The sequence below is a fragment of the Streptomyces sp. NPDC056160 genome (assembly GCF_042268205.1).
GTDB lineage: Bacteria > Actinomycetota > Actinomycetes > Streptomycetales > Streptomycetaceae > Streptomyces.
In genome coordinates, this window is the sequence record NZ_JBHJUW010000010.1 from 86,430 (window position 1) to 106,374 (window position 19,945).

The window sequence follows — 19,945 nt, forward strand, 5'->3', positions numbered from 1 at the left end:
CCGGTGCCGACCCGCGGCTGCTCGCCGCGCCGACACAACGAGGTTGCCGTACCCATGCGCCACGCTGAAGGAGCCCGCGGTGAGTGCTGAACAGACCACGCTCGCCTTCGACTGGAGTTGCCGCGTCTTCGCCGACAACGGCTGCGGCTTTCCGTCGCCGGGCCTCCACTCCTTCCTCTTCAAGCCGATGTTCTCGGTCGGCGGCTACGACTTCGACAAGCCGATGCTGCTCGCCATCATCACCTCGCTCGTGGTGGTCGGCTTCTTCTGGACCGCTTTCGGCAAGGCCAAGGTGGTCCCCGGCAAGCTGCAGATGGTCGGTGAGGCGGGCTACGACTTCGTGCGCCGCGGCATCGTCTACGAGACGCTCGGCAAGCGCGAGGGCGAGAAGTACGTCCCCTTCATGGTCTCGCTGTTCTTCTTCATCTGGATCATGAACCTCTGGTCGATCATCCCGGTCGCCCAGTTCCCGGTGACGTCGATCATCGCCTACCCGGCCGCCCTGGCCCTGTGCGTCTACGTGACCTGGATGGTCCTGACGTTCAAGAAGCACGGCTTCGCCGGCGGCTTCAAGAACCTCACCGGCTACGACAAGTCGCTCGGCCCGGTGCTGCCGCTCGTCGTGGTCATCGAGTTCTTCTCGAACGTCCTGGTCCGCCCGTTCACCCACGCGGTGCGACTGTTCGCCAACATGTTCGCCGGTCACCTGCTGCTCGTGATGTTCACCGTCGCCAGCTGGTACCTGATGAACAGCTGGCTGGTCGCGGCCGGCGCCGTCTCGTTCGTCATGGCCATGGTCATGATCCTGTTCGAGCTCTTCGTCCAGGCCGTCCAGGCGTACGTGTTCGTCCTCCTGGCCTGCTCCTACGTTCAGGGCGCTCTCGCCGAGCACCACTGAGCCACCGTCCCGCACCGCCCCGACACAGACGTCCGGTGGCCAACCCCCACCGGTCCTTGAAAGAGAAGGAAGAATCAGCATGGCTGCCACTGAGACCCTTGCCGCCGTCACCGGCTCCATCGCCTCCGTCGGCTACGGCCTCGCCGCCATCGGTCCCGGCATCGGCATCGGCATCATCTTCGGCAACGGCACCCAGGCGCTCGCCCGCCAGCCCGAGGCCGCCGGCCTGATCCGCGCCAACCAGATCCTGGGCTTCGCCTTCTGTGAGGCGCTCGCCCTCATCGGCATCGTCATGCCGTTCGTTTACACCTACAAGTAAACCGCGGCGGACGATCCACCCCATTAAGGGAAAGGCACTGATGACATGCAGCTGACTCAGCAGCTGGTGCAGCTGGCGGCGGAGGAGGGTCCGCAGAACCCCCTCATCCCGCCGGGCCCCGAGCTGGTCATCGGCCTCGTCACCTTCGCCATCGTCTTCTTCTTCCTCGGGAAGAAGCTCCTGCCGAACATCAACAAGGTTCTGGAGGAGCGCCGCGGGGCGATCGAAGGCGGTATCGAAGAGGCCGAGGCCATGAAGGTCGAGGCCCAGAGCGTCCTCGAGCAGTACAAGGCCCAGCTCGCCGAGGCCCGGCACGAAGCCGCGCGCCTGCGCCAGGAGGCGCAGGAGCAGGGTGCCGCGCTCATCGCCGAGATGCGCGCCGAGGGCCAGCGCCAGCGCGAGGAGATCGTCGCCGCCGGCCACGCCCAGCTCGACGCCGACCGCAAGGCCGCCGCCTCCGTGCTCCGCCAGGACGTCGGCAAGCTCGCGACCGAGCTGGCCGGCAAGCTCGTCGGCGAGTCCCTGGAGGACCACGCCCGGCAGAGCCGCGTGATCGACCGCTTCCTCGACGGACTCGACGAGGCCGCTTCGACGGCTGAGGCGGCTCGATGACAGCGCACGGAGCGAGCCGCGAGGCTCTGAGCGCCGCGCGTGAGCGTCTCGACGCGCTGACGGACTCCACGTCGGCCGACTCCGCGCGGCTCGCCGACGAGCTGGCGGCCGTCACCGCGCTGCTCCACCGCGAGGTCGGCCTGCGCCGGGTCCTCACCGACCCGGCGCAGTCCGGCGACGCCAAGGCCACCCTGGTCCAGCGCCTGCTCGGCAGCCAGGTCGGCGGCCCCACCGCGGACCTCGTGTCCGGCATGGTGCGCTCGCGCTGGTCGCAGTCGCGGGACCTGGTCGACGCGCTGGAGGAGCTGGCGAACATCGCCGACCTCACCACCGCGGAGCGGGGCGGCACGCTGGACGACGTCGAGGACGAGCTGTTCCGCTTCGGCCGGATCGTCTCCTCCAGCACCGAGCTGCGCGCCGCGCTCACCGACCGGGCCGCGAGCACCGAGGCCAAGGTCGAGCTGCTGCACCGGCTGCTCGGCGGCCGGGCCAAGCCGGCCACGGAGCGTCTGGTGACGCGCCTGGTGAGTGCGCCGCGGGGACGTAGCCTGGAAGCGGGCCTGGAGGCCCTCTCCAAGCTCGCAGCCGACCGCCGCAACCGGATGGTCGCCGTCGTCACCTCGGCGGTGCCGCTGAGCGACGGCCAGAAGCAGCGCCTCGGCGCCGCCCTCGGCCGGCTCTACGGCCGCCAGATGCACCTCAACCTCGACGTGGACCCCGAGCTGGTCGGCGGAATCCGGGTGCAGGTCGGCGACGAGATCATCAACGGCTCGCTCGCGGACCGGCTCGACGACGCCGCCCGCCGCATGGCGAGCTAGCAGCAACTCAACACGCAAGACGTACAGGACGGCCCTGGTTGGGCCGTGCAGAGGATTCACCTCTTATTGGGGGGAGTCCCGAACTCGTGGAACACCCCCCAAGTGAAACTTCGGGCCCAACAAGGAGAGCAGGGAACCCAGATGGCGGAGCTCACGATCCGGCCGGAGGAGATCCGGGACGCGCTGGAGAACTTCGTCCAGTCGTACAAGCCGGACGCGGCCTCGCGCGAGGAGGTCGGTACGGTCACCCTTGCCGGCGACGGCATCGCGAAGGTCGAGGGCCTGCCCTCGGCCATGGCCAACGAGCTGCTGAAGTTCGAGGACGGCACCCTCGGCCTCGCCCTCAACCTCGAGGAGCGCGAGATCGGTGCCATCGTCCTCGGTGAGTTCAGCGGCATCGAGGAGGGCCAGCCGGTCACCCGCACCGGCGAGGTCCTGTCGGTCGCCGTGGGCGAGGGCTACCTCGGCCGCGTCGTCGACCCCCTCGGCAACCCGATCGACGGCCTCGGCGAGATCGAGACCGACGGCCGCCGCGCCCTCGAACTGCAGGCCCCCACGGTCATGCAGCGCAAGTCGGTGCACGAGCCGATGGAGACCGGCTACAAGGCCGTCGACGCCATGACCCCGATCGGCCGCGGCCAGCGCCAGCTGATCATCGGCGACCGCCAGACCGGCAAGACCGCCCTGGCCGTCGACACGATCATCAACCAGCGTGACAACTGGCGCACCGGCGACCCGAACAAGCAGGTCCGCTGCATCTACGTCGCCATCGGCCAGAAGGGCTCCACCATCGCGTCGGTCCGCCGCGCGCTGGAGGAGAACGGTGCGCTGGAGTACACGACCATCGTCGCCGCCCCGGCGTCCGACCCGGCCGGCTTCAAGTACCTGGCGCCCTACACCGGGTCCGCCATCGGCCAGCACTGGATGTACCAGGGCAAGCACGTCCTGATCATCTTCGACGACCTGTCGAAGCAGGCCGACGCCTACCGCGCCGTCTCCCTGCTGCTGCGCCGCCCGCCGGGCCGCGAGGCCTACCCGGGTGACGTCTTCTACCTGCACTCGCGTCTGCTGGAGCGCTGCGCCAAGCTCTCCGACGACATGGGCGCCGGTTCGATGACCGGTCTGCCGATCGTCGAGACCAAGGCCAACGACGTCTCGGCGTTCATCCCGACCAACGTCATCTCCATCACCGACGGCCAGTGCTTCCTGGAGTCGGACCTGTTCAACGCCGGTCAGCGCCCCGCGCTGAACGTCGGTATCTCCGTCTCCCGCGTCGGTGGCTCCGCCCAGCACAAGGCGATGCGCCAGGTCTCCGGCCGGCTGCGCGTGGACCTCGCCCAGTTCCGTGAGCTGGAGGCGTTCGCCGCCTTCGGTTCCGACCTGGACGCGGCCTCCAAGTCCCAGCTGGAGCGCGGCCAGCGCATGGTCGAGCTGCTGAAGCAGAACCAGTACCAGCCGATGGCCACCGAGGACCAGGTCGTCTCCGTCTGGGCCGGCACCAACGGCAAGATGGACGAGGTGCCCGTCGCCGACATCCGCCGCTTCGAGAAGGAGCTGCTGGAGTACCTGCACCGCAAGGAGCAGGGCCTCATGACCTCCATCAAGGAGGGCGCCAAGATGTCGAACGACACGATCCAGGCGATCGACGACGCCGTCGCCGAGTTCAAGAAGCAGTTCGAGACCTCGGACGGCAAGCTGCTCGGCGAGGACACTCCGGCCGCTGCCGCCAAGTGACGTAAGGAAGGGACCTGACTCATGGGAGCCCAGCTCCGGGTCTACAAGCGTCGCATCCGATCCGTCACCGCGACCAAGAAGATCACCAAGGCGATGGAGATGATCGCCGCCTCGCGCGTCGTCAAGGCGCAGCGCAAGGTGGCGGCCTCCACGCCGTACGCGCAGGAACTGACCCGCGCGGTCACGGCGGTCGGCACCGGTTCGAACACCAGGCACCCGCTGACCACGGAGGCGGACAACCCGACCCGTGCCGCGGTCCTGCTCCTGACGAGCGACCGCGGCCTGGCCGGCGCCTTCAACTCCAACGCCATCAAGGCGGCGGAGCAGCTGACCGAGCGCCTGGAGCGCGAGGGCAAGCAGGTCGACACGTACATCGTCGGCCGGCGCGGTGTGGCCCACTACAACTTCCGCGAGCGCACGATCGCCGAGTCGTTCACGGGCTTCACGGACGAGCCGACGTACGCGGACGCCAAGACGGTGGCAGCGCCCCTGATCGAGGCGATCGAGAAGGACACGGCCGAGGGTGGTGTGGACGAACTCCACATCGTCTACACCGAGTTCGTCTCGATGATGACCCAGACGGCGGTCGACCCCCGGCTGCTTCCGCTGCGCCTCGAAGAGGTCGCGGCGGAGGCGGCGCCCAAGGGCGAGATCCTGCCGCTGTACGACTTCGAGCCCTCGGCGGAGGACGTCCTCGACGCCCTGCTGCCGCGGTACGTGGAGAGCCGGATCTACAACGCGCTGCTCCAGTCGGCCGCTTCGAAGCACGCCGCCACGCGGCGCGCGATGAAGTCGGCCACCGACAACGCGGGTGAGCTGATCAACACGCTCTCCCGTCTTGCCAACGCGGCCCGCCAGGCCGAAATCACCCAGGAAATCAGCGAGATCGTCGGTGGCGCGAGTGCCCTGGCCGACGCGACCGCGGGGAGTGACAACTAATGACCACCACTGTTGAGCCGACCGCTCCTGCTGGCGTGGCCACTGGCCGCGTCGCGCGGGTCATCGGCCCGGTCGTCGACGTGGAGTTCCCCGTCGACGCGATGCCGGACATCTACAACGCCCTGCACGTCGAGGTCTCCGACCCGGCGAACGAGGGTGCCAAGAAGACGCTGACCCTGGAGGTCGCCCAGCACCTGGGTGACGGCCTGGTCCGCACCATCTCCATGCAGCCCACCGACGGTCTGGTCCGCCAGGCCACGGTGACCGACACCGGCGACGGCATCACCGTCCCGGTCGGCGACTTCACCAAGGGCAAGGTGTTCAACACCCTCGGTGAGGTGCTGAACGTCGACGAGCAGTACTCGGGCGAGCGCTGGTCCATCCACCGCAAGGCCCCGCGCTTCGACGAGCTCGAGTCGAAGACCGAGATGTTCGAGACCGGCGTCAAGGTCATCGACCTGCTGACCCCGTACGTCAAGGGCGGCAAGATCGGTCTGTTCGGCGGTGCCGGCGTCGGCAAGACGGTGCTCATCCAGGAGATGATCTACCGCGTCGCCAACAACCACGACGGTGTGTCGGTGTTCGCCGGTGTCGGTGAGCGCACCCGTGAGGGCAACGACCTCATCGAGGAGATGTCCGACTCGGGCGTCATCGACAAGACCGCGCTCGTCTTCGGCCAGATGGACGAGCCCCCGGGCACCCGTCTGCGCGTCGCGCTCGCCGGCCTGACCATGGCCGAGTACTTCCGCGACGTCCAGAAGCAGGACGTGCTGTTCTTCATCGACAACATCTTCCGCTTCACGCAGGCCGGTTCCGAGGTCTCCACGCTGCTCGGCCGCATGCCGTCCGCGGTGGGTTACCAGCCGAACCTGGCCGACGAGATGGGTCTCCTCCAGGAGCGCATCACCTCGACCCGCGGTCACTCGATCACCTCGATGCAGGCGATCTACGTCCCCGCCGACGACCTGACCGACCCGGCCCCGGCGACCACCTTCGCCCACCTCGACGCGACGACGGTTCTCTCCCGTCCGATCTCGGAGAAGGGCATCTACCCGGCCGTGGACCCGCTGGACTCCACGTCCCGGATCCTGGACCCGCGCTACATCGCGCAGGACCACTACAACGCGGCCATGCGCGTGAAGAACATCCTGCAGAAGTACAAGGACCTGCAGGACATCATCGCGATCCTCGGTATCGACGAACTGGGCGAGGAGGACAAGCTCGTCGTCCACCGTGCCCGTCGCGTGGAGCGCTTCCTGTCCCAGAACACCCACGTCGCCAAGCAGTTCACCGGCGTCGACGGGTCGGACGTCCCGCTGGAGGAGTCGATCGCGGCGTTCAACGCGATCTGCGACGGCGAGTACGACCACTTCCCGGAGCAGGCCTTCTTCATGTGCGGTGGTCTCGAGGACCTGAAGAAGAACGCCAAGGAGCTGGGCGTCTCCTGAGCCCCGAGCTCGACGTGAGCCACACGGCTCACACCTGAGGGGGCGGGCGCGTCCCGCCCCCTCAGCCACGCCTACTAGAATTGACCCCAACACCCGGCGTTCCTGCCGGGTGGTGACCCGAGGAGCCACTCTTGGCTGCTGAGCTGCACGTCGAGCTGGTCGCCGCCGACCGCCAGGTCTGGTCCGGCGAGGCCACCCTGGTCGTCGCGCGCACCACGTCCGGCGACATCGGCGTCATGCCCGGTCACCAGCCGCTGCTGGGTGTGCTGGAGTCGGGCCCGGTGACCATCCGTACGAGTGAAGGCGCGACGGTCGTGGCCGCGGTGCACGGCGGTTTCATCTCGTTCGCCGACGACAAGCTGTCGCTGCTGGCCGAGATCGCGGAACTCTCCGACGAGATCGACGTCCAGCGCGCGGAGCGGGAACTCGAGCGCGCGAAGGCGGAGGGCGATGCCACCGCCGAGCGGCGCGCGGACGTCCGCCTGCGAGCGGCGACGGCGGTGCGCTGAACCAGCGACACCGTGTGATGACACCACTCAGCCGCGGCCGGTACCGGAGCAATCCGGAACCGGCCGCGGCTGAGGCGGATGTGGGTGTTTTTTCCGTTCCATTACCTAGGAGACGAGGAGGTCGGTGCCGATGGTCCTCGCTCTGACTGTGTGCTCGGTCGTGGTCGCGCTCGTGGTGGTGGGACTGTTCGTCTTCGGTCTGCGCCGCCGGCTGATCCAGCGCTCCGGCGGCACCTTCGACTGCAGCCTGCGCTGGGACGTGCCCGAGGAGTCCGACACCAGCGGCAAGGGCTGGAGCTACGGCGTGGCCCGCTACAACGGCGACCGCGTCGAGTGGTTCCGGGTCTTCTCCTACGCCCCCCGGCCGCGCCGCACGCTGGAACGGTCGTCGATCGAGGTGGCCGGCCGCCGGCGGCCCGAGGGCGAGGAGGAACTCGCCCTGCTGTCCGACGCGGTGATCCTCACGTGCCTGCACCGGGGCACGCGCGTGGAACTGGCCATGAGCGAGGACGCGCTGACCGGTTTCCTGGCCTGGCTTGAGGCGGCTCCGCCCGGCCAGCGGGTGAACGTCGCGTAGAGCGACGTTCAGGGGCCCGCTGGATGGAGGTCCCCCGGCAGCGGAGCTGCTGGGGGAGGGTGAACGTCGCCCAGAGCCTGGTTCCTGGGCATGAAAGAAGCTCCCCCGGTCCGCCGGCCGGGGGAGCTTCGGTGTTTCAGGGGAGGGCGGTCGGTCCTTACGACAGGCCGCTGCTGAGGGCGCTCACCAGTTCACCGTTGCTGGTGTCACCGCTGAACTCCCAGAAGAACGCGCCGCCGAGGCCCTGGCTGTTGGCCCAGGACATCTTTGACTTGATGGTCGAGGGGGTGTCGTAGGACCACCAGTTGCTGCCGCAGTGCGCGTACGCCGTGCCGGCGATGGTGCCGGTGACGGGGCAGCTGGTCTTGAGGACCTTGTAGTCCTCGATGCCCGCCTCGTAGGTGCCGGGCGCCGCTCCGGTCGCCGTGCCGCCCGGGGCGTCCTGGGTGACGCCGGTCCAGCCGCGGCCGTAGAAGCCGATGCCGAGCAGCAGCTTCTTCGCGGGCACGCCCTGGGCCTTGAACTTGGCGATCGCGTCGGCGGTGTTGAAGCCGTCCTTCGGGATGCCCGAGTACGAGGTGAGCGGGGAGTGCGGGGCGGTCGGGCCCTTCGCGTCCCAGGCACCGAAGAAGTCGTACGTCATCACGTTGTACCAGTCGAGGTACTGCGAGGCGCCGGCGTAGTCGGAGGCGTCGATCTTGCCGCCGTTGGAGCCGTCCGCGGTGACGGCGGCGGTGACCAGTTCCTTGCCGAACTTGGCGCGCAGCGCGGACACCAGGTTCTTCAGGGCGTCCGGGCCGCTGGTGTCGCAGGTCAGACCGCAGGCGTTCGGGTACTCCCAGTCGATGTCGATGCCGTCGAAGACATCGGCCCAGCGCGGGTCGTGCACCAGGTCGTAGCAGGACTGGGCGAAGGCCGCCGGGTTCTTGGCCGCCTCACCGAAGCCGCCGGACCAGGTCCAGCCGCCGAAGGACCAGATCACCTTGAGGTTCGGGTACTTGGCCTTCAGCTCGCGCAGCTGGTTGAAGTTGCCGCGCAGCGGCTGGTCCCAGGTGTCGGCGGTGCCGCTGACGGACTGGTCGGCGGTGAACGCCTTGTCGTAGTCGGCGTAGGAGTCGCCGATCGCGCACTTGCCGCCGGTGACGTTGCCGAAGGCGTAGTTGATGTGCGTGATCTTGGCGGCGGAGCCGGACGTCACCAGGTTCTTGACGTTGTAGTTGCGTCCGTAGATGCCCCACTCGGTGAAGTAGCCGAGCTTGACCTTGTCACCGGTGGGCGGGGTGGTGCCGCCGCCTCCGGTGGTGTGCACGGCGACCGAGCCGCTGACCGGACCGGTCTGGTCGGCGGTGTCGCGGGCCTGGACGGTGTAGGAGTAGTCGGTGCCCGCGGTCAGGCCGTTGTCCGTGTAGGACGTGGTCGTGACGGTGGCGACCTTCTTGCCGTCGCGCAGGACGTCGTAGTTCTTGACGCCCTTGTCGTCGGTGGCGGCGCCCCAGGAGAGCTTCACCGAGGTGTCGGTGACGCCGGAGGCGGTGGGGGTGCCCGGCGCGGAGGGCGGGTTGTCGCCCGGTACGGTCGGGCCGCCGTCGCAGCTGCCGCCGTTGAGAGTGCAGCCGGAGGGAGAGCCGGAGCCGGAGCCGTTGTAGCCGAAGGTGACCGAGGCGCCGGGGGCGATGGTGCCGTTCCAGCCGACGTTCTTGGCGGTCCAGTGGTTGCCGGCGTTGGTGACGGTGGCGTCCCAGGCGGAGGTGACCTTGGTGTCGGAGGGGTAGTCCCACTCCACCGTCCAGGAGCTGATCGCCGAGGTGCCCGTGTTCTTGACGGTCCAGGATCCGCCGAAGCCGCTGCCCCAGTCACCGGTCTTGGTGAAGGTGGCGGTGGCGGTGGACGCGGCGTCGGCGGCGGCCTGGGCGTGGCCCGAGATTCCGACGATTCCGGCGAGGGGGAGCACGAGGGTCGCCAGTCCCGCGGCGGCTCTGTGTCTGAAGCGCATGCGCGCCTCCTTGTCGGGGGAGAATGTCAGGGGCATGACTGAGCCTTCATGCCCCGCGGTGCTGCGAGAGTAGAAAGGTCTGGACCATAGGTCAATAGGTCTGGACCAATGCACCGCCGGTTCTGTCAGATGCCCAACTCCTGTGCCAGCACCGCCGCTTGTACGCGACTGCGCAGCTCCAGCTTGCCCAGCAGACGACTGACGTGCGTCTTCACGGTGGCCTCCGCCATCTCCAGGCGGACCGCGATCTCCGCGTTGGACAGCCCCTCGCCGAGACACGCGAGGACCTCGCGCTCCCGCCGGGTCAGCGACCTGAGCGCCGGGGGTGCGGCCTTCGGCTCCGCCATCGGGCGCGCCGCGAACTCCGCGATCAGCCGCCGCGTCACGGCCGGCGCGATCATCCCCTCCCCGCGCGCCACCGTCCGCACCGCCGTCAGGAGGTCCCGCGCGTCCGTGTTCTTCAGCAGGAACCCGGCGGCTCCGGCCCGCAACGCCCCGAACACGTACGCGTCGAGGTCGAAGGTGGTGAGCACCAGCACGTCCGCCAGTCCCTCACCGGCCACCAGCCGGGTCGCCGACACCCCGTCCAGGCGCGGCATCTGCACGTCCATCAGCACCAGGTCCGGCCGCAGCTCGCGGGCCAGCTCCACCGCCCGCTCGCCGTCCCCCGCCTCGCCCACCACCTCGATGTCGGGGGCGCTGCGCAGGATGAGGACCAGTCCCGCGCGGACGGCGGACTGGTCCTCGGCGACGACGACTCGGATCATGCGGACTCTCCTTCGGGGCCGGTCAGGGGCAGCACGGCGCGCACGGTCCACCGCCCGTCCTCGGGACCGGCGGCGAACGTGCCGCCCAGCAGCACGGCCCGCTCCCGCATCCCGATCAGACCGGTACCGGAACCCGGTGCGCGAGGGGCGTCCCGGCCGGCGTACGAGCTGGTCACCACGGCGGACAGGGCGGCGCCGTGCTCGCGCACGGCCACCCGCACGCGCCCCTCGCCGCCGTGCTTGAGCGCGTTGGTCAAGGACTCCTGCACGATCCGGTACGCGGCCAGTCCGACCGGCGCGGGCACCTTGCCGTGATCGGCGACGAGTTCGACGTCCAGGCCGCCGGCGCGCGCGGAGGCGACCAGCGCGGCGAGGCCGTCCAGGGTGGGCGTCGCGGCCGGGACGTCCTCGGCCGGGCCCGCGCGCAGGATCCCGATCAGCCGGCGCATCTCCGCCAGGCCCTCGACGCTGTTCTCCCTGATCACGGCCAGCGCCTGGCGGGTGGTCGCCGCGTCGTCGAGGGAGAGGGCCGCGGTGGAGTGGATGGCGATGGCCGACAGGTGACCCGCGACCACGTCGTGCAACTCCCGGGCCATCCGCGCCCGTTCCGCCGTGACCGCCTGGACGCGGTCCTTCTCGGCGAGCAGCGCGGTCTGCTCGGCGCGCAGTTGGGCGGCATCGGCGGCCTCGCGGTGGTTGCGGACGATCCACCCGGTGGCGGCCGGACCGAACGTCACGATGCCGGTGACGGCGCCGATCAGCAGCGCCTCCGGCTCCCGCCACACCGCGAGCGGCGCCAGGGTCGCGGCCACCGTGAGCAGCCCGGTGCTCCACAGGACACGGCGCGCCGAGGCCGCGGGGGAGTACAGGACGCCCGCGTACACGAGGTCGGTGAACATCACGAGGGTGGCCAGGTTGCCCTGGGTGACGGTGTCGCCGGCCACCGCGGCGGTGCCGACCAGCAGCGCCGTGCGGGGGCGGGTGCGGCGCAGCGCCTCGCACCCCGCCGTCACCGCGAGCGGCAGCAGGACCGGCCAGTGGCCGGCCCACAGCACGAGCGGGTCGCCGGACGTGCGCATGCCCAGGCCGATGCCCCACAGCAGGAGTCCGCCCAGCAGCCCGGCCGGCGCGATCCGCAGGTCGTCGCGGTGCGGGCGGGGGAGTCGTACGGCCATGCGTCCATCCAACACGGCACGGCGGCCGGGCGCCTGGTCCCGCGGAACGGTCCGCGCGTACATCGAAGGATGCAGTCGCGGCTCGTCACCGCCGACGACGCGCGGGGTGCGGGCCGCCGGGACCCTGGGAGGAGAGTGAGAGGAGCAACCGTGATCGTCGGACTGATCGTCGCCTGCGAGGTCGGCTTCTGGGTCCTGCTGGCGGCGGGCCTGGCCACCCGCTACCTGCTCGGGTGGCGGCGCACGAGCGTGGCGCTGCTGCTGGCCGAACCGCTGCTGGAGGTGGTGCTGTTCGTCGTCACCGCCGTCGACCTGGACAACGGCGCAGAGCCGGGCTGGGCGCACGGTCTGGCCGCCCTCTACATCGGCTTCACCGTCGCCTACGGGCACTCCACCGTGCGCCGGCTGGACGGCCACGCCGCCCACCGGCTGGGCGGGGCGCCCCGGCCGCCCGAGCCGCCCCGGTACGGTCTCGCCCGCGCCCGCCACGAGGGCCGGCTGTGGCTGCGCACCCTGGTCGCCTCGGCCGTCGCCCTCGCCCTGCTCCAGGCGGCGATCCGGTACGTCGGCGACGGTGCGAGCACCGGCCCGCTCAGGTCCTGGCAGGCGACCGTGCTGCGGATCCTCGCGATCCACGCGGTGATCGCCCTGACCTACCTGGTGTTCCCGAAGAAGGCCCCGAAGGCGGCGAAGGCCGCGAAGGGCCCAGGGGCCCCGGGGGCGGCCCCGGCGGGCGAGGAGGGCGCGGCGGTCAGCGCTCCCCGCCCGGCACCCACAGCACGTCGCCGGTCTCCTTGTTCGCCGTCCGAGCCAGGATGAACAGGAGGTCCGACAGCCGGTTCAGGTAGGTCGCGGTGAGCGGGTTCATGGTCTCGCCGTGCGCCTCCAGGGCGGCCCAGGTGGACCGCTCGGCCCGGCGGACCACCGTGCACGCCTGGTGCAGCAGGGCCGCGCCGGGCGTGCCGCCGGGGAGGATGAAGGAGCGCAGCTTGTCGAGTTCGGCGTTGAAGCGGTCGCAGTCCGCCTCCAGCCGGTCGACGTAGAACTGCTCCACCCGCAGCGGCGGGAACTGCGGGTTCTCGGCCACGGGTGTGGACAGGTCCGCGCCCACGTCGAACAGGTCGTTCTGCACGCGGGTGAGGACCTTGACGACCTCCGCGTCCAGGCCGCCCAGCGCGATGGCGGTGCCGATCACGGCGTTCGCCTCGTTGGCGTCGGCGTACGCCGAGATCCGCAGGTCGGTCTTGGCGACCCGGCTCATGTCGCCGAGGGCGGTGGTGCCCTTGTCCCCGGTCCGGGTGTAGATGCGTGTCAGTTTGACCATGGCACCAGCGTAGTTACGCCCCGGTCGTACGGAAGACCCGTGTGCCCACGGTCACGGCCAGCGCGGCGAAGGCGACGGCGACCACGCTGCCGTACAGCATGTGCGCGCTGGTGTACGAGCCGACGTAGGCGTCGCGCACCGCGTCCACCAGGTAGCGGAACGGGACGAAGTGCGAGAGCACGTCCAGCCAGGCCGGTGCCAGGGTCATCGGGAGCATCAGGCCGGACAGCAGCATCGACGGCATCGACACGGCGTTGATCAGCGGGCCGAACTGCTGCGGGGTGGCGGCCTTCAGCGCGATCGCGTAGGACAGCGAGGCGAGCGAGAGGGTGAGCAGGGCGACGAACGCGAAGCCGATGAGGATGCCGGCCAGCGGCGCGCGCAGCCCCATCACCAGCGCGGCCAGCACCAGCAGCACCGCCTGGAAGACGAAGACGGTGGCGTCGCGCAGCACCCGGCCCAGCAGCAGCGCGAGCCGGCTGACGGGGGTCACCCGCATCCGCTCCACCACGCCCTGCCCCTTCTCGATGATGATCGCGAAGCCCGCGAACAGGGCGCCGAACAAACCGAGTTGGAGCAGCAGGCCGGGGACGAGCACCTGCCAGGAGCTGCCGCCGCCGCCCAGCGGCAGCCCGGTGAGCAGCGGCCCGAAGAAGAGCAGGTAGAGCAGGGGCGTCAGCACGCCGAAGAGCAGCGCGAAGCGCGAGCGCAGGGACTGACGCAGGTAGCGGCCGTAGATGAGGGCCGTGTCGTGGAGAAGCATCAGGTGTCCTCGGTGGGGCCTAGACGGCGACGGGGGCGGTGTCGGCGGCGGGGGAGGGGCCGCGGCCGGTGACGGCGAGGAAGGTGTCCTGGAGCGAGGCGTCGAGCGAGCCGCCGTACTCCAGCTTGAGCGCGCTCGGCGTGCCCTCCGCGACGACCACGCCCCGGTCGACGATGACCAGCCGGTCGGAGAGGGCGTCCGCCTCGTCGAGGTAGTGGGTGGTCAGGAAGACGGTCGTGCCCTGCTCGTCGCGCAGCCGGCGCACCAGGTCCCACAGGTCGGCGCGGCTGCCGGGGTCCAGGCCCGTGGTCGGTTCGTCGAGGAAGAGCACGCGCGGGCGGTGGGTGAGGGCCATCGCGATGTCCAGCCGGCGGCGCTGGCCGCCGGAGAGCGCGGACGTCCTGCGGTCGAGCAGGTCGCTCAGGCCGAGGTCGCGCGCCAGTTCCGCGGTGCGCTCGACGGCCCGGGACTTCGTCAGCCGGTACATCCGGCCCTGGGTGACCAGTTCCTCCCGCACCGTGATCTGGCCGTCGACCCCGCCGGACTGCGCCACGTAGCCGCAGGCGAGCCGTACCCCGACCGGGTCGGTGGCCAGGTCGCAGCCCGCCACGGTGGCGGTGCCGCCGGTGGGGGACAGCAGGGTGGTGAGCATCCGCAGGGTGGTCGTCTTGCCTGCCCCGTTGGGGCCGAGGAAGCCCAGGATCTCGCCCTCGCGGTCGGTCAGGTCGATGCCGCGCACGGCCTGGACCGGGCCGCGTTTCGTCTGGAAGGTGCGGGCCAGTCCGGCCGCGCCGATGACTGCTGGTGTCATGCCGACAGAAAAACAGAGACTCTTGAATTTTGCAATGTCCCCAAAAATATAGGGCCTCCAGAAAGGGGTGCGGGGAGGCTAGGATTCCCCCATGGCAGAGGGGCTCAGGGAGCGGAAGAAGCGGCAGACCAGGCAGTACATCTCGGACGTCGCCACCGGCCTGTTCGTCGAGCGAGGCTTCGACGCCGTCACGGTCGCGGAGATCGCCGACGCGGCGAACGTCTCCGTCAACACCGTCTACAACTACTTCCCCGCCAAGGAGGACCTCTTCCTCGACCGCTCCAGCGGCGTGGTCGACCGGCTCGCCCGCTGGGTGCGCGGCCGGGACCCGGGGGAGTCCGCCGCCCGCGCCGTGCTGCGCGAACTGCGCGCGGAGGTCGAGGCGGTCTCGCCGCGCATCGGGCTGTTCCCCGGCTACGTCCCCTTCATGCGGGTGATCGAGGCCGCGCCCGCGCTGCGCTCCCGGCTCTGGGCCGTCGCCCAGGAGGTGCAGGCCAACCTGGAGCAGGCCCTGCGGGAGGAGACCGGCGCGGCGGACGACGACCCGCTGCCGGGCCTGATGGCCGGTCAGATCAGCTGGCTCCACGGCACCGTCATGGCCGTCGTCGGCCGCGAGATGCTCAAGGAGAGGCCGCCCGAGGAGGTGTCCCGGGAGGTCCTCGATCTCCTCGACGACATGGCGGACCTGTTGAGCGAGAAGGTGCTCAACTACGCCGTCCGAGGCGCGTAGTGACGCCTGCCGGTGTGATGTCCGTCAATTGAGACGTGACGCGCGTTACTTACCGGTCACACAGCGCCGCGCGGGCGCTAGTGTCCGCCGAGAGGCATGCGCAAAGAGCGTGAAAGCGGCCCTTCCGCCGCGCGCGCGGACGCCGGCGCGGCCGTTCACCAGCAGGCGTCACGGCAGTGGTCTCAGCAGTCGTCACAGCAGTCGTACACAAGGGGAGTCTCAGTGGCACGCAAGCTCGCCGTCATCGGAGCCGGTCTCATGGGGTCCGGCATCGCCCAGGTCTCCGCGCAGGCGGGCTGGGACGTCGTCCTGCGGGACGTCACCGACGAGGCGCTCAAGCGCGGCACCGACGGCATCAAGGCCTCGTACGAGAAGTTCGTGAGCAAGGGCAAGCTGGCGGCCCATGACGCGGAGGCCGCCCTCGCGCGGATCACCCCGACCACCGACCTGGACGCGGCGGCCGACGCGGACGTCGTCGTCGAGGCCGTCTTCGAGAAGCTGGAGGTCAAGCACGAGATCTTCCGCACTCTCGACAAGCTGGTGCGCGAGGACACCGTGCTCGCCTCCAACACCTCCGCCATCCCGATCACCAAGATCGCGGCCGTGACCGGGCGCCCGGAGCGCGTCGTCGGCGTGCACTTCTTCTCGCCGGTGCCGATGATGCAGCTCGTGGAGCTGGTCCGCGGCTACAAGACGAGTGACGAAGCCCTCGCCACGGCACGGGAGTTCGCCGAGTCCGTCGGCAAGACCTGCATCGTCGTCAACCGCGACGTGGCCGGCTTCGTGACCACCCGGCTCATCACCGCCCTCGTCGTCGAGGCGACCAAGCTGTACGAGTCGGGCGTCGCCACCGCCGAGGACATCGACCTCGCCTGCAAGCTGGGCTTCGGCCACGCCATGGGCCCGCTCGCCACCGCCGACCTCACCGGCGTCGACATCCTGCTGCACGCCGCGGGCAACATCTACACCGAGACCCAGGACGAGAAGTTCGCCCCGCCGGAGCTGATGCGCCGGATGGTTGACGCCGGTGACATCGGACGCAAGAGCGGGCAGGGCTTCTACAAGCACTGACACCGCAAGGACTGACACCGCTGCGGGGGCACCGGCATCACCCTTCGGGGTGAATTCGGTATCGGTTCCCCCACAGACAGCAACCGCACCGCCACACAAGCAGTCAGACGTTGCACAGCCAACCGTCACACGGAGCACGCCACCGCATTCCCGGGGAGCGCATATGTACATCAGGGGCGACCACGCCGAGGTGGTCGTCGGGGGCCGCCTCGACGTCCGCACCGCGGCGGACGCCCGTACGGTCCTGCACTCGGCCGTGGACGACGGCGCGGGCGACCTGGTCCTCGACCTGTCCGGGCTCGACTCCTGGGACGCCACCGGCCTCGGCGTGATCATGGGCGCTCACCGGCGCGCCGGCCGCTGCGGCCGGCGGCTGGTGCTGCGCGGCGTGCCGACGCAGATGCAGCGCCTGCTGGTGGCCACCCGCCTGCACCGCATCCTCGCCATCGAGGGCGGCATCGGCGTGGAGTCCCTGCCCCGCGTGTGACCCGGGCGAAGGGGACGGAAGCGTACGTCCGACCCGGGCGCACGGCACGGAAGCGTACGTCACGCGCAATCCTCACGAGACCGTGACGTCTCGGGCCGCGCGGCACCCCGGCCTGTCGTGGATACTGTGCGAAGGTTTAGGGTTCGGTCGCCCGCTGCCTCGCAACCCTCGAGCGGGCCCGGACCAGGAGCGACAGCGCGGAGTGCGGCACACGGCCGGGAGGGCTGGACCAGCAGCACACGACGCCTCTGGGGGGCTTGGAACCTGTGGAACCCATGGACCCGAACACCCGGGAGCCCGAGGACATGGGCCCGGCCGGCGACGGCCCCGCCCCGGACCGGCGCCCGCCCAGGGAACCCCTCGCCGCCGACTTCCCGCCGCACGCCACCGCACCGGCCCGCACGGCACGCGTCGTCACCGGCGACTTCCTGCTCACCGTCAACCCCGTCGACGGCAGCGAGATAGAGGCCTGCCCGCCCGGGGAACTCCCCGGCCCGCCGCGCAGGCACACGCCGGCCGCCCGCGCCGATGCCGACCGCGCCGCCAAGCCGCCCGTCCCGCCCGGCCCGGCCCCGGCCCCCGCTCCGCTCCTGGAGCGTCAGGACGAACGCGAGCGGCTGGTACGGCTGTTGTCCCGCGGCCGTTCGGTACGCCTCACGGGACCCGGCGGCTCCGGCCGCACCAGCCTCCTCGACGTCGTCGCCCAGGACTGCGCGGACCTCGCGCCCGACGGCGTCGTCCGGCTCAACGGCCACCGCCGCACCGCGGGCGACCTGCTGCACGACCTCTTCCACGCCGTGTACGGCGCACCCATGCACCGCCCCGGACGCGACGAACTCCTGGAGCACGTCCGCGAGATCGGCGCCGTCGTCCTCCTCGACGACAGCGAACTCGGCGGCACCGCCCTCGACGAACTGCTCGACGCCACCCCCGAGTGCGCCTTCCTGGTCGCCGCCACCCCCGACGTGCCCGCCCCCTTCGCCGATTCCGCCCTCGAAGAGGTCTTCCTCGCCGGCCTCGACCGGGCCGGCGGCGTCGAACTCATCGAGCGCTGCGTGGGCCGGGTCCTCACCGAGGAGGAGGCCAACTGGGCGGGTGACCTCTGGTTCGAGTCCGAGGGCCTGCCCCTGCGCTTCGTCCAGGCCGGCGCCCTGCTGCGCCAGCGCGACCGGCTGCGGGCCGGCGCCGGCGCCGTCGAGGAGTTCGGCGTCTTCGCCGACGCCCCGCCCGTCGACGCCCCCTTCACGAGCGGCGACGGCGACGACGTTCCCCTGCCCTCGCTCGGTGAGGCCGCCGCCCCCGCCCCGCTGCTCGCCTCCCGGCTCAGCGCCTCCGCCCGCGCCACCCTGCGCTTCGCCGTCGCGCTCGGCGGCGAGGTGCCCCACCAGGCCCACCTGCCCGCGCTGATCGGCGACACCCACGCCGACGCCGCGCTCGGCGAACTGGCCGGCTGCGGCCTGGTCTCCCCGGTCGGCTCCCGCTACCGGCTCGCCGCCGGGGTCCTCACGCAGCTGGAGGCCGCCGGATACGCCGAAGACGCCGAGGAACAGGCGCGCGCCGCGGCCCGGCACTACGCCTGGTGGGCCGGCCACCCCTCCGTGACGCCCGAGCGGGTCACCGCCGAGGCCGACGCCGTCCTCGCCGCGCTTGCCGTGCTCGTGCCCCTGGCCACCCCGCCCGGCGAGGACGAGGAGAGCACCGCCGTACAGCTCGCCCGCGCCGCCGCGCCCGCCTTCGCCGCCGGACTGGCCTGGGGCGCGTGGGAGCGGGCGCTGCGCTTCGGCACCGAGGCCTCCCGGCTCGCCGGTGAGGTCGCCGAGCAGGCCTACTTCCACCACGAACTCGGCATCCTCGCGCTCTGCGGCGGACTGCTCGACCGGGCCCGTGCCGAGCTGGAGGCCTCCATCGGCCTGCGCGGTGCCCTCTCCGACCGGCGCGGCACCGTCGCGGGCCGCCGCGCGCTCGCCCTGGTCACCGACCGTTCCGGCACCGCACCGGGCCTCGGCGCCGTCGCGGCACCGGGCGCCCCGGCGGCGGAGGAGGAGGCACCGGACGCCCGGGACGAGGAGCCCGTCTCCGCGTTCGGGGCGGCGCCCGCCGCCTTCCCGCCGCTCCAGCCGCCGGCCGAGGAGGCGCCGGCCACCCAGGTCACCTACCGGCCCTCGGCGGCCGGCCTGCCCGAGACGTCCTCGAAGGCGGCCACGCCGGGCGCCGGCGCCCCGGGCGGGCACCGGGGCGGCTTGAAGAACTTCGCCCGGCGCAACCTCGTGGCGGCGGGCGCGGGTGTGCTGCTCGCGGCCGTCCTCGGCACGGTGGTGACGCTCGGCGCCACCTCCCACAGCGACGCCGACGACCCCTCCGGCCAGGTCGGCGGCAACCCGTCGGCGAGCCAGGGCACCGACGACGGCGGGCCGGGGGCCGACGCCCCGCAGGACGGCAGCGGCGGCGCGGGCACCGTCGGCGACACCGGCAGCGGGACCGCCCGTCCCACGGACCCGGGCCCCGACGGGACCTACGGCACCTCGGACGACCCGACGCGGCCGGCCGGCCCGGACGCTCCCACCCCGGGCGCGAGCTCCACGAAGAGCACGGGCGGCGGCACGGACGGCGGTGACCCGCCGGTGCCGTCCGAGTCGGGCGGCACCTCGGACACTCCCCCTCCCACACACCCGAGCCCGCCCCGCACGCCCACGGGCAAGCCCAGCGGTCCGACCGGCGAGCCGTCGACGCCGGGCACACCGACCGACCCGTCCACGCCGACCACGCCGGACCCGACCGGGTCGTCGACCCTCAGCCCGTCCACGAGCAACTCGGCGAGCCGCCCCGCCCCCTCCGACGCCCCTGTCACCACCAGCGGCTCGGCCGCCGCCCCGGAGAGCGGCGGAGCGGGCACCCCGGACGGCACGGCGACCTGAGCGAGCGGGCCGCGCGGCACACGCACGGGGGCCCGGACCGGCTCGGCCGGGGCCG

Annotated in this window: 20 protein-coding genes; 14 read left to right on the forward strand and 6 right to left on the reverse strand. The window is 71.3% G+C overall.

Features of this window, described 5'->3' with window-relative positions:
- Positions 1-79: 79 nt before the first annotated feature.
- The 9 genes from atpB (at position 80) to ACFC02_RS05955 (ending at position 7,854) form a co-directional block, all read left to right on the forward strand.
- Positions 80-898 (forward strand): F0F1 ATP synthase subunit A, encoded by an 819-nt coding sequence (atpB, locus tag ACFC02_RS05915; protein WP_376352740.1) that lies wholly within the window; start codon positions 80-82, stop codon positions 896-898.
- A 79-nt stretch (positions 899-977) separates the two neighbouring features.
- Entirely contained in the window at positions 978-1,217 is a 240-nt protein-coding gene (atpE, locus tag ACFC02_RS05920) for an ATP synthase F0 subunit C (RefSeq protein WP_018571456.1), read from the forward strand.
- A 45-nt stretch (positions 1,218-1,262) separates the two neighbouring features.
- Positions 1,263-1,829, forward strand: coding sequence for a F0F1 ATP synthase subunit B (locus tag ACFC02_RS05925; RefSeq protein WP_360969321.1), 567 nt, complete (start codon positions 1,263-1,265; stop codon positions 1,827-1,829).
- Positions 1,826-2,647, forward strand: a complete 822-nt coding sequence (locus tag ACFC02_RS05930) for a F0F1 ATP synthase subunit delta (protein ID WP_376352745.1) — start codon at positions 1,826-1,828, stop codon at positions 2,645-2,647. Before ACFC02_RS05925 ends, ACFC02_RS05930 begins: the two co-directional genes overlap by 4 nt.
- Before the next feature lie 141 nt (positions 2,648-2,788).
- Entirely contained in the window at positions 2,789-4,381 is a 1,593-nt protein-coding gene (gene atpA / locus ACFC02_RS05935) for a F0F1 ATP synthase subunit alpha (RefSeq protein WP_360969317.1), read from the forward strand.
- Between the two features lie 21 nt (positions 4,382-4,402).
- Positions 4,403-5,320 carry a F0F1 ATP synthase subunit gamma gene (locus tag ACFC02_RS05940; protein ID WP_376352747.1) on the forward strand — a complete coding sequence of 306 codons (918 nt, stop codon included), beginning with the start codon at positions 4,403-4,405 and terminating at the stop codon, positions 5,318-5,320.
- Positions 5,320-6,768: a F0F1 ATP synthase subunit beta gene (gene atpD / locus ACFC02_RS05945; RefSeq protein WP_376352750.1), complete on the forward strand. Its 1,449-nt coding sequence runs from the start codon at positions 5,320-5,322 to the stop codon at positions 6,766-6,768. Before ACFC02_RS05940 ends, atpD begins: the two co-directional genes overlap by 1 nt.
- Positions 6,769-6,899: 131 nt before the next feature.
- Positions 6,900-7,277 carry a F0F1 ATP synthase subunit epsilon gene (locus ACFC02_RS05950; protein WP_376352752.1) on the forward strand — a complete coding sequence of 126 codons (378 nt, stop codon included), beginning with the start codon at positions 6,900-6,902 and terminating at the stop codon, positions 7,275-7,277.
- Positions 7,278-7,407: 130 nt separating this feature from the next.
- Positions 7,408-7,854, forward strand: a complete 447-nt coding sequence (locus ACFC02_RS05955) for a DUF2550 domain-containing protein (RefSeq protein WP_376352755.1) — start codon at positions 7,408-7,410, stop codon at positions 7,852-7,854.
- 157 nt (positions 7,855-8,011) lie between these two features.
- Here the strand turns inward: ACFC02_RS05955 and ACFC02_RS05960 are convergent, their stop codons facing one another.
- The 3 genes from ACFC02_RS05960 to ACFC02_RS05970 all read right to left on the reverse strand — a co-directional run bounded on the left by ACFC02_RS05960 (position 8,012) and on the right by ACFC02_RS05970 (position 11,789).
- Positions 8,012-9,847, reverse strand: a complete 1,836-nt coding sequence (locus ACFC02_RS05960; protein ID WP_376352758.1) for a glycosyl hydrolase family 18 protein — start codon at positions 9,845-9,847, stop codon at positions 8,012-8,014.
- Between the two features lie 125 nt (positions 9,848-9,972).
- On the reverse strand, positions 9,973-10,614 hold the full coding sequence (locus ACFC02_RS05965) for a response regulator (protein ID WP_376352761.1): 642 nt from the start codon (positions 10,612-10,614) through the stop codon (positions 9,973-9,975).
- On the reverse strand, positions 10,611-11,789 hold the full coding sequence (locus ACFC02_RS05970) for a sensor histidine kinase (protein ID WP_376352763.1): 1,179 nt from the start codon (positions 11,787-11,789) through the stop codon (positions 10,611-10,613). The genes ACFC02_RS05965 and ACFC02_RS05970 overlap by 4 nt, the downstream gene beginning before the upstream one ends.
- Positions 11,790-11,939: 150 nt before the next feature.
- Between ACFC02_RS05970 and ACFC02_RS05975 the strand changes: the two genes are divergently transcribed.
- Complete coding sequence (locus tag ACFC02_RS05975; RefSeq protein ID WP_376352766.1) at positions 11,940-12,608, forward strand: hypothetical protein; 669 nt, start codon at positions 11,940-11,942, stop codon at positions 12,606-12,608.
- On the opposite strand, the gene ACFC02_RS05980 is transcribed toward ACFC02_RS05975, so the two are convergent.
- Genes ACFC02_RS05980 through ACFC02_RS05990 form a run of 3 tightly spaced genes read right to left on the reverse strand, consistent with a single transcriptional unit; the run spans position 12,541 to position 14,687 of the window.
- Entirely contained in the window at positions 12,541-13,113 is a 573-nt protein-coding gene (locus tag ACFC02_RS05980) for a cob(I)yrinic acid a,c-diamide adenosyltransferase (protein ID WP_376352769.1), read from the reverse strand. The two genes, ACFC02_RS05975 and ACFC02_RS05980, sit on opposite strands and share 68 nt — an antisense overlap.
- Before the next feature lie 13 nt (positions 13,114-13,126).
- Positions 13,127-13,876, reverse strand: a complete 750-nt coding sequence (locus tag ACFC02_RS05985; RefSeq protein ID WP_376352772.1) for an ABC transporter permease — start codon at positions 13,874-13,876, stop codon at positions 13,127-13,129.
- Between the two features lie 19 nt (positions 13,877-13,895).
- Positions 13,896-14,687: an ABC transporter ATP-binding protein gene (locus tag ACFC02_RS05990; protein ID WP_376352775.1), complete on the reverse strand. Its 792-nt coding sequence runs from the start codon at positions 14,685-14,687 to the stop codon at positions 13,896-13,898.
- Positions 14,688-14,778: 91 nt separating this feature from the next.
- Between ACFC02_RS05990 and ACFC02_RS05995 the strand changes: the two genes are divergently transcribed.
- The 4 genes from ACFC02_RS05995 (at position 14,779) to ACFC02_RS06010 (ending at position 19,890) form a co-directional block, all read left to right on the forward strand.
- Positions 14,779-15,417, forward strand: coding sequence for a TetR/AcrR family transcriptional regulator (locus ACFC02_RS05995; RefSeq protein ID WP_376352778.1), 639 nt, complete (start codon positions 14,779-14,781; stop codon positions 15,415-15,417).
- A gap of 222 nt (positions 15,418-15,639) precedes the next feature.
- Complete coding sequence (locus tag ACFC02_RS06000; RefSeq protein WP_376352780.1) at positions 15,640-16,488, forward strand: 3-hydroxyacyl-CoA dehydrogenase family protein; 849 nt, start codon at positions 15,640-15,642, stop codon at positions 16,486-16,488.
- Between the two features lie 163 nt (positions 16,489-16,651).
- Entirely contained in the window at positions 16,652-16,975 is a 324-nt protein-coding gene (locus tag ACFC02_RS06005) for an STAS domain-containing protein (protein ID WP_360969284.1), read from the forward strand.
- 275 nt (positions 16,976-17,250) lie between these two features.
- On the forward strand, positions 17,251-19,890 hold the full coding sequence (locus ACFC02_RS06010) for an ATP-binding protein (RefSeq protein WP_376352783.1): 2,640 nt from the start codon (positions 17,251-17,253) through the stop codon (positions 19,888-19,890).
- Positions 19,891-19,945 lie beyond the last annotated feature (55 nt).